Here is a 13336-nt window from a genome sequence, read left to right on the forward strand (position 1 = left end):
TCCGAAAGAATCGGACAACCCATTTGCTGTTCGGCTGATATCAAGCCGGGATGACAGATCGACGACAGAGTGTCGCATGAGAAGTACCGCTGGATACGCCAAGAGCCCCGGGGACTACCGTAATTGATATGTACCCACAGAGCGGCTGCCGCACGTGGATCGCGAATCCGGTGCTGACGCGCGGAATTTGCAAGACGAAGCCCTTCCTGAACGCGTTCGACACGCTTGGCCGCCTCTTCGCGGCGCCTTAAGCGAAAATAACGCTGCTCTGACGCCTGACTGACGTCGGCGACTACGTCGACAGGCTTCAATGGCTGTCACGCAGCGATATGCCGGGATATCCCGGTCGCAAAAACCGGAGCACCACCATGCGCGCCTACGCACAGTTTGTATCAGGCGACGATCATCTGCGTCTCGGTGCGATCTTCAGCCTGCCTGCCACGTGGCGGCAGCGAGCCCGTTTCAGGGCAGAGTTGCGCGCGGATATCAGAGACAGGCCCGATTTTCTCCACGATATCGGCATCGGCCTGTACGAAGCGCACGCCGAAGCGTCACGGTTTTTCTGGGAACCCTGGCTATTGAAGCGTCGCTAGCCCAAGATCGCAATCCGATTGCTGCGGTAGACAGCGGACTCGACCGAGAGCGCAAGTATCGATGTCTCCGAGATCGACCAGAAGATCAAGAATCTTCGGGTGGAGCATTTCCATGACACGCATTTGTCCCTTTCGACGGCGGCTGATCGGACGATCGCACAAACAGACATTGCATTTCACTCGGAAACGCGCTGGATCATGGATGCGATCTATGACCTGTGGGGGACGGCACATTGGACAAACTCACACTGAACGATCCGCTATTCGCTACCTACGTCATTGCTGCGAGCCTGACGATCCTCAAGGCTGTGGCGATGTCGTGGCTGACCGTCGTCCGTATGGTCGACGTCAAAGGCGGCTACCGTTCGCCTGAGGATATCAAGAAGACGCCGATGAACCCCGCGCCCGACCCGGCGCAACTCTTGCCCAACGAGCGCGTCGAGCGGATTCGCCGAATCCAACTGAACGATCTCGAGAGCCTGCCCTACTTCCTGGTTGCGGGTTTGCTCTACATTCTCACGCAACCATCCCTGCTGCTCGCCCAATGGCTGCTATATGGCTACGTCGCCTCACGTCTGCTTCACTTCATCGCCTATCTCACCGGACAGATTCATGAGATACGCGCGACCTTTTGGACTGTGGGCTCGCTCATCCTGATTTTCATGACCATCCGTACGTTGATATCTGCAGTCGGCGCGTGAAGCTCAGTCCGCAACGCCGGCCTCGTGCTGAGCCGACAGGTAACGTTCAAGAGCATCGTCCTGCTTGAAATAGCGCATGGCACGAAGCTCCGCGATAGTTGTCTTTTGCACGGCATCGCGCTGGCGCGTCACGTCACGTGCCTCTTCCAATCGCCTGGCGGTTACAAGATTGGCCACCAGCATACGATGGCCCGTACCGTTGGCCGGATTCTGCTGGATCGAGTTGCGGGCCCACAAGATACCATCCTCAGGGCGCTCGAGCGCAAAGCATGATGCAGCCAGGCCCGTCATCCAAAAATGGAGCATATTGTCGTAGGGACTGAGGGCGATCGACCGGTGAAGACATGTGACAGCATGCTCATAGTCACCACCCATGCTGTCGATCATTCCAAGAATGCCCCAGGCGAAGGCGGAGCTTGGATTGAGGCGCACAGCTTCCTTGCAGTGGATGCGCCCCTGATCGTTGTTGCCGACCGGACCGAACAATGTGAAGCCATAAACCGCATGGGAAAAAGCATCTGTGCCATCTTCCTCGACGGCGCGGCGCGCCAAGGCGAGGGCCTCGACCAACGTTTCCGGCAAAGCTGCCGCCCCTAGAGGCGACGCCATGACAAGCGCCCAGGCAAGGGACGCCAGCGTGGCTGGGCGCAGCTGATCGCGGTTGAGAGACTGTCGCAACAATACGATCGCCCTCGTGATCCCGTCACGGGTTCCGTTCCATAGATGGGGAAGCGCTCGCAGGTAGATGTCGTAAGCCGAAAGATCAGAGAGCGGCTTGCGCCTTGCGCGCTCGACCTCGGCGCTCCGCACGGCCGGATCAATCACTGCAGCGACGCTCGCGCTGATGTCATCCTGCAGATCGAAAACATCGACGATGGCGCGATCGTAGCGATCAGACCAGACCTGAACCTCATCGCGGGCATGGGTCAGTTCGGCCGATACACGAATGCGGTTGCCCGCTTTGCGGATATTGCCGCTCAGGACGTATTGAACACCGAGTTGTTGCGCGATTTGCCGGCTGGTCAGCCTTCTATCCTTGAAGGCGAAGCTCGATCCGCGTGCGATGACCACGAATTCGCGAAAGCGCGACAAAGCGGTGATGATGTCCTCGGTGACACCGTCAGCGAAGTATTCCTGCTCCAGGTCGTCGCTCATGTTCCGAAACGGCAGAACTACGATGGATGGTTGATCCGCGAACATCATCAGAGCAGGCGTAAGTGGAGTCGATACCTCGATCTCGCTGACAGCCGCCGATTCGATCCGTATCTGGGCTCTGCGCAGTTCAGCAACGAGCGCTCTGGTTGCCTCGTCCGGCTCTGTATTGAGCTCTCGCTTCAGAAGCCCAACGACCTCTTGATAGTATTTGAGCGCTTCAGCTTTACGCCCAGTTGCAGACAGAGCTTGCATGATCAGCCGGTGCGCATCCTCACGCATGTTGTTCAGTGCGCTGGCACGGTGCCCGGCCTTCAATGCGTGATCGGCGCGACCGGCGACCAGTTCTTTTTCGCCGAGCCCGACCATCGCAGTCAGAGCCAGCTCCTGAAATCGCTGGCGTTCGCCAGCCAGCCAATCGCTCCAGCCTTCTTCGGTAACACCGATGTCATCGACGAAGCGCCCTCGATAGAGATCCGCTGCCTCACCCAGCGCATCACGGCCGCCCTCCCGCACCAGGGCCTCGAACCGGCTGATATCGCACAGGATCACCGTCGTATTCAGCGATACGAACTCGCCATCGCTCTTGAGAGCATCCCGACCCAGAATTTGACGTAGCTTGAACAGTGACTGACGGAGGTTCTGCCTTGCTTGCGCGTCGAAATAAGACCCCCAGAACAGGGTCGACAGTTTTTCGCGCGGCTGAGGCTCCGGTGCCGTGCAAGCCAGATAAGCAAGCAATCCCGAGAGCTTCTTGTTTGGCAAGCCAACCACGCCGTTCGGCCCGGTGAGCACGACGCGTCCCAAAAGCGAAAGATTAAATTTTGGGCACACTGTCGGCTACTTCCAAGTTTTGAACAAATGCGTCCCCTGAATATACATTTAACTCAGATTGGCAACTTTGCGAGCAGTATTAACGCAGCGATGACGGCTGACTAACGCCGGTGAGACGGCGGCGGGTTCAAGTCAAAATGCGACGAGATGCGAATGGCATTCGGCGCAGAGCAACTTCACCCGGAAGCCGTCATGCGCACGCGTCACATCATTGCAGTCGTCGCTACCCTGACCGTGATCCTCGCCGGAGTTGATGTGGCGCTGACTTCCCTGGCTGCTCCGAAAGCCAGGGCGGCTTCGCACGCCACGCCTCCCGTCTCACCCCTCCTTTTCGGAGGCGACTGATCTCAGTGCGATTTCGAAGTAGCCATCAAGCAGGAGGTCGCATTGACCAATACCGCGCAACTACGAGCGCGATCGTATGCCTTTCTCTCAACTGAAGACGAACGACGAGTCGTCGCGAGATGGAGAATTGGAGTGGTCGCGTTCTATGGCTCGATTTTGTTGATTGCATTGGCTGCAACGAGCCAAAGGCCCCAAGCCGATCAGCTTGACCTCGCTTCCAATGATTTCGTCACATACGACATGTCGAGCCCGCCGCTACCGTAGGCGAACAAAGCCAACGCCGCGGTAGCATCGCTGCCAATGCCAGCAAGCACAGCGAAGTTTCAATGCAAATTTCAAGGGTGTCAGGCGGGCCGAGCGGTCAGCAAGCTCACCTGCATCATCCCGTGAAGTATCAGGAAAAGAGCGATGAAGACCGACTTTCCGGCGCCGTCTCTAGCACCTGTGAGGGCTTCGATGATCGTCAGCGCACTTCATGAATCACGTCGCGGACAGGCAATCAACGTCATTCATCGCTACCAGCATCTCATCTCCGACAGCGTCGAAGCCAATCTTGGCAAGCCCATTCCAGCGCCAGACGCGAAAATGCGCGTTCGTCAGATACGGAACAGTGAAAGGAAAGGAAACGTGAGACGACTGAGCGAGACACACCTGATCATCCTGATCCTTATCGGCTTCGGCGTTGTGCACGTGATTGGCGGCGTCCTCCTGGCACGGGCGGCGCCCGAGCACAGTCGCACTGTGAATATAGCGGCCTGGGGCGACTGACTGCGGCTGGCGAAGAGGCATCAATCATCAATGGACGGCAACAATCGTGAGGCTGACATGGCTGCAATCGCGAGCGCGATGTCCCGCGCTCTTCGTTCGATCACCGGAGCCGATGTGCTCAAGCATTTTCTGTTTTTCTGCGGAGCCGGAATTCTGGTGTTCGTACTCTCGCTCACTTACGGCCTGGATTTGAGCTCGGGCCTTTTCTGATCCTCGCCACGATTACGCAACTGAAGCGTCCAATTCTCCGCAGGCCATATCCGCATGAGGTTACTACGTGAACGCCCTGATCGCCGCCTATATCGCATGGATCATTGCCCAAACCGGCTTCGCCCCTCCGGCTCACCCGCCAATCCATTTCGCGACGTCAGCAGAAATGGCTGCGCTAAGTGGTGTGCCGGAAAATAGCGGGCTCGAATTTCAAGCCCTCTACAGCCGCGAACAAGGCGCGATCTACCTTCCCCACGAATGGCAACCGGTCAATTTGCGGCAGAAGAGCGCGCTGCTGCACGAACTCGTGCATCACGTGCAACGGGCCAACAACGTCGAAGCTCCGTGTGCGGCAGCCCACGAACGCCAGGCCTATGACCTTCAGATGACATGGCTCCGCGAACAGGGGGTCGAGGATCCCTACGGCCTCGTCGGCACGAATGAACTCACAATCTACATGGTGAGCGTCTGCCGCGACGGTTCGTAAGCGGCACGCGACGTTCCTTCGTCATATGCCATAAGATGCGACAGGCTCGTGCGCGGACCGACGCTCAGGCGATTGGAATGCGGCGAGGTTGGTTTGAGCCGATCTTGATACGCCTAATAGAACGCGTGGAAGTGGTGCACCGGGCCGTGGCCGTGACCGACCGTAAAACGATCCGCCGCAGCGATCGCAGCCGTGACATAGGCTTTCGCCGCACGCACGGCGGCTTCCATGTCCTGCCCCTTGGCAAGGCCTGCCGCGATCGCTGATGACAGCGTGCAGCCGGTACCGTGCGTATTCTTCGTGGACACGCGCTCTGCCGGCAATGCAATGGCGCGGTCTGCGGTGATAAAATAGTCAGTGCTCTCCGGGCCGGTCCCGTGGCCGCCCTTGATCAGCACAGCCTTGCAGCCGAGCGCGAGCAGACGCTTGCCCTGCGCCTCGATGGCCGCATCGCCCTCCGCCATTGGCTCATCCAGCAACGCGGCCGCCTCTGGCAGGTTTGGCGTGATGATATCGGCAAGCGGGATCAACGTGCTGCGCAGCGCGGCGATGGCCTCCGGCGCCAGCAGGCGATCGCCTGACGTGGCCACCATCACGGGATCGAGCACCACATGTTTCGGCTGCCATGTCGCGAGGCCCGCAGCGATGGCCTCGATCACATCACGCTGCGCGACCATGCCGATCTTCACTGCGCCGACCGCGAGATCGACGAACACGGCATTGATCTGCTCGCTCACGAACTCTGCAGGTACCTGATGGATGCCGGTGACGCCCTTGGTGTTCTGCGCGGTCAGCGCGGCGATCACCGAGGCGCCGTAGACGCCGAGCGCCGCGAAGGTCTTGAGGTCGGCCTGGATGCCGGCGCCGCCTGAGGAATCCGACCCGGCAATGGTCAGGGCAATGGGTGTGGGCATCGGAAAAACTCGCACGAGATCAAGGGATAAGCGGGCACCTCAGTCCTAGCCCTCTATTGCCGGACCGACAAGGTGGCGACATGCTGGCGGCTTGCGCCGCACCCTGTTTTGGGCTTGATGATCTCTAAAATCGCCCGTTTCCGGAGAATCCCGATGGTCCCCTTCTTTGTCCAGTTCAAGTGCAAGCTTGGCCAGTCCTACGCCGTCGCCAACGCGCTGGCCGAAGCCGAAATCGCCTCGGAGATCTATTCCACCGCTGGGCATTACGACCTGCTGGTGAAGTTCTATGTCGATAACGCCACCGACATCGGCCATTTCGTGAACGAGAAGGTGCAGACCATCCCGGGCATCCAGGACACCCACACGATCATTACGTTCAAGGCGTTTTGAGGCAGCGACGCATAGCGCCTCGAGAGTTTCGCACCGGCAGTGTGCTCCCTCTCCCCGCTCTGCGCGGGGAGAGGGTTGGGGTGAGGGGCGAGGCAGTCGGCTCGCCAAGATGAAGCATTCTCGGATCACACGAATTCCGATCCGTGAACTCGAAATATGTGGTGAGGCCGTGCCATGCCCCTCACCCGCCGCGAAGACGCGGCGACCTCTCCCCGCAAGCGGGGAGAGGTTAAGAGACCTACACCGCCATCTTCCGATGCAGCACGGGCACCCCGCTCAGCTCCTCCGCCGCATCGACGATCGCATTCGCGTCGATGCCGTGATGGCGATAGAGATCGCCGATGGTGCCGGTCTGGCCGAATTGCTCGACACCCAGCGCTTCCATACGATGACCGCACACACTGCCGACCCAGCCCAAAGTCGCCGGATGGCCGTCGAGCACGGTGACGATGCCGCAGTCGCGCGGCAGCGGCTGCAGGAGCTTCTCGATGTGGCTCAGATGCTGCGGGTTGCGCCTGTCCCGGCGGATCTTTCGCGCCGATGTCCAGCCGGCATGGAGACGATCGGCTGACGTGATCGCCAGCAGGCCGATGTCGCGATGGCTGTCGCCGAGCAATCCCGTTGCCTCGATCGCCTCCGGCGCCAGCGTGCCGGTATAGGCGATTACCAGATCGCAATTGGCGCCAGGCTTGCGCAGCCAGTAGGCGCCATCGGTGATGCCCTGCTGCAGCTCCGGCGTCATCATGCGCTGCGGCTGCTCGATGGCGCGCGTGGAGAGCCGCAGATAGACCGAGCCGCCGGCACGCTGGCCGCTGTCATCAGTGCCCGCGTCGCGCTGCATGTGCTGGAAGCCCCAACCCATGATGACGGCGAGCTCATCGACGAAAGCCGGCTCGAACGATGCAAGACCGTCCTGCGCCATGCCAATTAGCGGCGTCGCGATCGACTGATGAGCACCGCCTTCCGGCGCCAGCGTGATGCCCGACGGCGTCGCCGCCACCATGAAACGGGCATCCTGATAACATGCATAGTTGAGCTGATCGAGACCACGCTCGATGAAGGGATCGTACAGCGTCGCGACCGGCAGCAGGCGGACGCCGTTGATGCTGCTCGACAGGCCCAAGGCCGACATCAGGATGAACAGGTTCGCCTCGGCGATGCCGAGTTCGAGATGCTGGCCCTTCGGCGAAAAGTCCCAGTTGAAGGTGGACGGAATCTTCTCGCTGCGGAAGTGATCGGCCTTCTCGGCGCGTGCGAACAGCCCACGCCGATTGACCCATGCTCCGAGGTTCGTCGACACGGTGACATCCGGCGATGCGGTGACGATACGCGACGCCAGTTCGGTATCGCCGCGTGCCAGCTCATGCAGGACGAGGCCGAAACCCTGCTGCGTCGACATTTCCGGCGACGGCTTGAACGACAGATGCGCGGGAACGTCGATCACGTCGGCGCTGAGGCGCCGCGTGCCCTGCTGCACGAAGGGCACGTCCGTGAGGAACGCATCGAGCATCAAAGCGTCCTGCGTCAGGCCCTCATATCTGTCCCATTCATGGCCGGGCCGGATGTTCTGCGCCGCGCGCCAGGTCTCCATCTGCGTCGGCGTCATTAAGCCGGCGTGATTGTCCTTGTGACCCTGGAACGGGAGGCCGACGCCCTTGATGGTGTAGGCGATGAAGCAGACCGGACGATCGTGATCGATGGCTTCGAAAGCCTCGACCATGCTGGCCATGTCGTGGCCGCCGAGATTGGACATCAGCGCCAGCAGTTCCTCGTCGCTGCGCGCCTCGATCAGGCGCGACACCGGACCCTGATCGCCGATCTCGTCGTTGAGCCGCTTGCGGAACGCTGCGCCGCCCTGGAAACACAATGCCGAATAGATCTGGTTCGGACAGTTGTCGATCCAGGTCTTGAGTGCCGCGCCGCCGGGCTCGGCGAAAGCCGTCTGCATCAGCCGGCCATACTTCACGATCACCACATCCCAGCCGAAGTTGCGGAACATGGATTCGAACTTCTCCCACAGCCCCTCGCGCACCACGGCGTCGAGGCTCTGGCGGTTGTAGTCGACGATCCACCAGGTGTTGCGCAGCCCGTGCTTCCAGCCTTCAAGCAAAGCTTCGAAGATATTGCCCTCGTCCATCTCGGCATCGCCAACCAGCGCGATCATGCGGCCTTCGCGGCGGTCCTTCATCCAGCCATGAGCCGAGACGTAGTCCTGCACCAGTGACGAGAACAATGTCTGCGCGACGCCGAGGCCAACCGAGCCAGTAGAGAAATCGACATCGTCGATGTCCTTGGTGCGCGACGGATAACTCTGCGCGCCCTTGAAGCCGCGAAAGTTCTCGAGCTTCTCGCGCGTCTGGTTGCCGAACAGATACTGAATGGCGTGGAACACCGGACTCGCATGCGGCTTCACCGCAACGCGGTCTTCCGGCTTCAGCACGGCGAAATACAACGCCGACATGATCGTCGCCAGCGACGCCGACGAGGCTTGATGGCCGCCGACCTTGAGGCCGTCGGTATTGGGGCGGATGTGATTGGCGTTGTGGATCGTCCATGACGAGAGCCAGAGCACCTTGCGCGCCAAGGCGGTCAGGGTCTGCAGGCGATGATGATCGATCGGCATGGTGGCTCCCGCGTCGGCCAGCTGCGCTGGTTCGTGATGAGGTCGCCATTCTAGCAGGCGCTCGAAAGTGATTTTCTCAATTCATCGCGACAACCACGGTCATATTGGTATAAATGAATGGTTCCAGCTCAAATTTCATGGAATTTTCCCAATGTCATCCCTCGACGCAATCGACCGCAAGATTCTCGCCGCGCTGCAGATCGACAGCCGCATCACCATGCAGGAGCTCGCCGAGAAGGTCGGGCTCTCGATCTCGCCGTGCCATCGCAGGGTGAAATTGCTGGAAGAGCGCGGCGTTATCACCCGCTACATGGCGCTGGTCGACCAGAAGGCAATCGGGCTTCCGGTCAGCGTCTTCATTTCCATCAAACTTGTCCGGCAGAAGGAGGAAGACCTCAACCGTTTCGCGAAAGCGATCTCGAAATGGGAGGAAGTGCTGGAATGCTATCTGATGACCGGCAACCGCGACTATCTCTTACGCGTCGTCGCGGCGGATCTGTCGTCCTATGAGGCATTCCTGAAGAACAAGCTGACCCGGCTCGACGGCATCGCCTCGATCGAATCCAGCTTCGCCCTCAGCCAGGTGAAGTATTCGATCGCACTGCCGGTGTAAGGGCACAGAGCTAGCTGGCTCGCTTCACCGCGGCGGCGGTACCACCCGGGGCACTGACGACGCTTTGATAATGCGCAATCGGCTGCGGGCGGCCGATCAGGAAGCCTTGGATCTCCGCACAGCCCTCGGCGGCAAGAAACGACATTTGGGCGACGGTCTCGACGCCCTCGGCGATCACCGGGAGCTTCAACGAGCGGCCGAGCCCGATGATGGCGTGAACAATAGCCGCGGACTGCGGATTGTCCTCGAGATTGGCCACGAAGGTCTGGTCGATCTTGATCTTGTCGAAGGGGAAAGCCTGCAGATAACTCAGGCTCGAATAACCCGTGCCGAAATCGTCCATGGCGACGCGAACGCCCAGTTCCTTGACGGCGTGCAGGATCGCGATGGCACCAGCAAAATCGTCAATCAGCACGCCTTCGGTGATCTCGATCTCGACACGCTTTGGGCAGAGACCGGTTTCCGCCAGAACGGCGGCGAGCATCCCGGGCACATCGCCGCGCTGAAAGTTGACTGGCGACAGGTTGATGGCGATCGACAGCGGATTGACCCAGGTCGCCGCCTCGCGACAGGCCTCGCGCACCACCCACTCGTCGATGGCGCCTATCAGACCGCTCTCCTCCGCCAGCGGAATGAACACCGTCGGCGAGATGATGCCGCGCTCGGGATGCCGCCAGCGCAGCAGAACCTCGAAGGCGACCACAGCGCCCTCGGTGGTCGCCTGCGGCTGAAAATAGAGCTGGAATTGCTTGTTCTCGACCGCCACCACGAGATCACGTTGCAGCAGTCGCTTCTCGCGGATGTGCTGATCCATCGCAGCCTCGAAGAAGCGGATGGTACCGCGTTCCTCGGCCTTGGCGCGATCAAGCGCCAGATCTGCATGCGCAATGAGAGCTTCGATATCCTGGCCGTCCTGCGGATAGACCGAGATGCCGATACTACAGCGAACATTGACGTGCTGGCCGTCGATCTGAAACGTATTATCGAGAATGCCCGACAACCGCGCACAGAGATCTTCCGCTGTTTGCGGCTCCGCGCCGAGATGAGACACGATCGAGAAGATATCGCCACTCGGTCGTGCCAGAAATGCACCGTTGCAGGCTTGCGCCAGCCGCTTCGCCAGCTCGGCCAGTACGGCGTCTCCAGTGGCCTGGCCGTATACATCATTTGTCTCTCTGAAGCGGTCGATATCGATCCGCGCGATCGCAAACGAGCCGTGTCCCGCCGAGGCCTCCTTGAAGACGCGGGCCAGATGTTCGTTGAAGGCAACACGATTGGGCAGATCGGTGATCGGATCGTGCCGCGCGAGATGCACGATCCGCGCTTCGCTGAGTTTGCGGTCGGTGATGTCGGCGTGGGTCGCGACCCAGCCGCCATTCTTCATCGGCCGGTAGCGCACATTGATGGCGCGTCCATCCGGCAGCTCGGCGGTCTGGCTGCTCGGCACGCGATCCGCGAGCGCCGTCCGCATCTTCATCTCATAACTATCCATATCGACGAACAGCGTGCCAGCTGCCGCGCGAATTGCCAGCACCTGATCCTCAGTCGCGCCGGCGAACATTTTCGCCGGCGCGATATTGTACATGCGCATGTAGCTTTCGTTCCACAATTCGAGCAGGCCATCGGCGCTATACATGCATAGGCCCTGCTCCATATTGTTGAGCGCCGCATCGAGCTGCAGATTGCGCTTGCTCATGCTGCGGCGGGTGCGCTGATCTGTTATGGCAACGACGAGGCCCGCGATCACCACGGCGGCGGTGAAGGCCGCAATGGCCAGCGACAGTTCGATCGGCGACAGCAGACTTTGGTTCTCAGCGGCTGCGGCATTGTAGGTCAGATCGATCGCGCCCATGGCAACGAAGTGATGTACGCAGATCGCGAGCGTCAGAAGCAGTGCGGCAACGAGCAGCTTGCCGGGCCGGTCGGCGGTCTGGGCGACGAGGATCGCCAACGCGGCAATCATCATGCCGCCAACGACCGACGCCGTCACGAGGTCCGGCATCCACTGGATGATGGCGGGGATGCGCAGCGACGCCATGCCCATATAGTGCATGCATGCGATGCCGAGGCCGATCACCCCGCCGCCGGCCAGCGCGTTCCGTTTGGTACGATTGAACAGCGCGATGGCGAATCCGGCCGTGGTCATCACTGCAGAGGCGACGAGCGAACAGGCGGTGATGATGAGGTCGTAATGGAGTTCGAAACCAGGCGTGTATGCGAGCATCGCGATGAAATGCGTCGCCCATGTGCCGAATCCGGTGACCGCGCCTGCGGTAATCAACCACGCAAGGCGCGTGTCGGGCAATGCGGTGCGCGCACGCGTGAACAGGTTGACGGCAGCAAGGCTGGAGAGAAAACACACCGCCGCCGCCAGCAGGATCTGCCGCCAGTCATGCTGCAACTCGATGCAATTCCAGACTCGTAGCATAAAGATACCAACATATGACGAGATATCGAAGCATAGCGCGTGCAACGTTCGGAATGTTTAAAACTCACGGAAAAATTGCACAGAAGAGCAGTTATTCTTAAGCCGCGATAAAGCCCGAAATATGCCGGGTATCATCGTCCATGTTTGCAGAAAGATATGCAACACATTCGGATGTACCCACCGCAAGCGCCATGGCTCAGGGGAAAATCGAGCAAGGGGGACGACCTGTCTCGATCAACAGCTCATCGTTAGGCGCTCGGATAAGGTTCCGCCGGTGCGGTGACCTGCGCGCGGCGCACGCGTTCGCGATGTGCGGTGTAGACACCGCTGGCGATGATGATTGCAGCACCGGCGAAAGTGACAGCATCGGGCACTTCACCAAAAAGGAAGAAGCCGATCAGCGTCACCCACACCAGCTGCACATAGGAGAACGGCGCCAGCACCGATGCATCCGCATAGCGGAAGGCCAATACGACAATCCAGTGGCCGACAGTAGCGGCGACGCCAATACCAACGCCGAGCGCGATCTGCGTCCAGCTCGGCACGATCCAGTAGAACGGCACGATGACACTGAGCACGAGAAAGCCGGTGATCGCCGAGAACGCCATCGTGGTGATGGCGCGGTCGGCCCCGCTGATTTTGCGCGTCAGCACCAATGCGGTCGCCCAGCCCAGCGCCGAAATAATTGGAAAGATCGTACCGGGCTGAAACGCCGCGGTACCCGGCCGCACGATGATCAATACGCCCAGAAGCCCTGCGATGGTGGCAGTCCAGCGGCGCAGACCGACCTTTTCGCCGAGGAAGAGAACCGATAGCCCGGTGACGAATAGCGGCGAGATGAAGCCAGTCGCAGTCGCTTCCGCGATCGGCAGATAACCGAGCGCCATGATGAAGAAGATCGACGAACACAACAGGCCCAGCCCGCGAAATACCTGCAGCAGCGGCCGCGTCGAGCGCATCGGATTGCCCGAGGCCGGCGCCAACACGATCGGCAGCAGGATCACGACGAACACCAGAAAGCGGATCCAGGCGATCTCCACCGATGGCATGCCCGTGCGCGACAGATATTTCGCCATCGCGTCCGAGGACGCCAGAAACGCCGTTGAGCAAATGATCATCAGAATGCCGTGCAACGGCCGGTCGGTATGGCGATGAGCCGATACACGGGCAGCAGTCTTCGGCGGCGGAACATGGCTTGTCACGAGCGGGGACCAATATGCGGGCTCGTCGGTGCATGCGAGCCGAATCGAATATGGCTCACAAAACGACGATCACGAG

At 60.3% G+C, this 13336-nt stretch carries 13 protein-coding genes; 8 read left to right on the plus strand and 5 right to left on the minus strand.

Features of this window, described 5'->3' with window-relative positions:
- Window positions 1-368 precede the first annotated feature (368 nt).
- Window positions 369-593 carry a DUF1127 domain-containing protein gene (locus tag AB8A50_RS12680; RefSeq protein WP_141137110.1) on the plus strand — a complete coding sequence of 75 codons (225 nt, stop codon included), beginning with the start codon at window positions 369-371 and terminating at the stop codon, window positions 591-593.
- A gap of 233 nt (window positions 594-826) precedes the next feature.
- Complete coding sequence (locus AB8A50_RS12685; RefSeq protein WP_439077856.1) at window positions 827-1294, plus strand: MAPEG family protein; 468 nt, start codon at window positions 827-829, stop codon at window positions 1292-1294.
- Between the two features lie 3 nt (window positions 1295-1297).
- Here the strand turns inward: AB8A50_RS12685 and AB8A50_RS12690 are convergent, their stop codons facing one another.
- Window positions 1298-3241, minus strand: a complete 1944-nt coding sequence (locus AB8A50_RS12690; RefSeq protein WP_439077857.1) for a BTAD domain-containing putative transcriptional regulator — start codon at window positions 3239-3241, stop codon at window positions 1298-1300.
- A gap of 192 nt (window positions 3242-3433) precedes the next feature.
- Between AB8A50_RS12690 and AB8A50_RS12695 the strand changes: the two genes are divergently transcribed.
- The 4 genes from AB8A50_RS12695 to AB8A50_RS12710 all read left to right on the plus strand — a co-directional run bounded on the left by AB8A50_RS12695 (window position 3434) and on the right by AB8A50_RS12710 (window position 5090).
- Window positions 3434-3625, plus strand: a complete 192-nt coding sequence (locus AB8A50_RS12695) for a hypothetical protein (protein ID WP_120291429.1) — start codon at window positions 3434-3436, stop codon at window positions 3623-3625.
- 408 nt (window positions 3626-4033) lie between these two features.
- A complete protein-coding gene (locus tag AB8A50_RS12700) occupies window positions 4034-4393 on the plus strand; it encodes a hypothetical protein (protein ID WP_439077858.1) in 360 nt (119 codons plus the stop codon).
- 57 nt (window positions 4394-4450) lie between these two features.
- A complete protein-coding gene (locus AB8A50_RS12705) occupies window positions 4451-4603 on the plus strand; it encodes a hypothetical protein (protein WP_170849546.1) in 153 nt (50 codons plus the stop codon).
- Window positions 4604-4670: 67 nt separating this feature from the next.
- Window positions 4671-5090, plus strand: a complete 420-nt coding sequence (locus AB8A50_RS12710; protein WP_439077859.1) for a DUF6647 family protein — start codon at window positions 4671-4673, stop codon at window positions 5088-5090.
- Window positions 5091-5203: 113 nt separating this feature from the next.
- Here AB8A50_RS12710 and thiD read toward each other — a convergent pair whose 3' ends face one another.
- Complete coding sequence (gene thiD, locus AB8A50_RS12715) at window positions 5204-6004, minus strand: bifunctional hydroxymethylpyrimidine kinase/phosphomethylpyrimidine kinase (protein ID WP_439077860.1); 801 nt, start codon at window positions 6002-6004, stop codon at window positions 5204-5206.
- 153 nt (window positions 6005-6157) lie between these two features.
- Here thiD and AB8A50_RS12720 point away from each other — a divergent pair, with 153 nt between their 5' ends.
- Window positions 6158-6394 (plus strand): Lrp/AsnC ligand binding domain-containing protein, encoded by a 237-nt coding sequence (locus AB8A50_RS12720; protein ID WP_068735543.1) that lies wholly within the window; start codon window positions 6158-6160, stop codon window positions 6392-6394.
- A gap of 238 nt (window positions 6395-6632) precedes the next feature.
- On the opposite strand, the gene AB8A50_RS12725 is transcribed toward AB8A50_RS12720, so the two are convergent.
- Window positions 6633-9017 (minus strand): transketolase, encoded by a 2385-nt coding sequence (locus AB8A50_RS12725; RefSeq protein ID WP_439077861.1) that lies wholly within the window; start codon window positions 9015-9017, stop codon window positions 6633-6635.
- A gap of 151 nt (window positions 9018-9168) precedes the next feature.
- Here AB8A50_RS12725 and AB8A50_RS12730 point away from each other — a divergent pair, with 151 nt between their 5' ends.
- A complete protein-coding gene (locus AB8A50_RS12730) occupies window positions 9169-9630 on the plus strand; it encodes an Lrp/AsnC family transcriptional regulator (RefSeq protein WP_439077862.1) in 462 nt (153 codons plus the stop codon).
- 10 nt (window positions 9631-9640) lie between these two features.
- On the opposite strand, the gene AB8A50_RS12735 is transcribed toward AB8A50_RS12730, so the two are convergent.
- Window positions 9641-12058, minus strand: a complete 2418-nt coding sequence (locus AB8A50_RS12735; protein WP_439077863.1) for a bifunctional diguanylate cyclase/phosphodiesterase — start codon at window positions 12056-12058, stop codon at window positions 9641-9643.
- 248 nt (window positions 12059-12306) lie between these two features.
- Window positions 12307-13260, minus strand: a complete 954-nt coding sequence (locus tag AB8A50_RS12740) for a DMT family transporter (RefSeq protein WP_439077864.1) — start codon at window positions 13258-13260, stop codon at window positions 12307-12309.
- Window positions 13261-13336 lie beyond the last annotated feature (76 nt).

The sequence above is a fragment of the Tardiphaga sp. 841_E9_N1_2 genome, assembly GCF_051811065.1.
Lineage (GTDB): Bacteria > Pseudomonadota > Alphaproteobacteria > Rhizobiales > Xanthobacteraceae > Tardiphaga > Tardiphaga robiniae.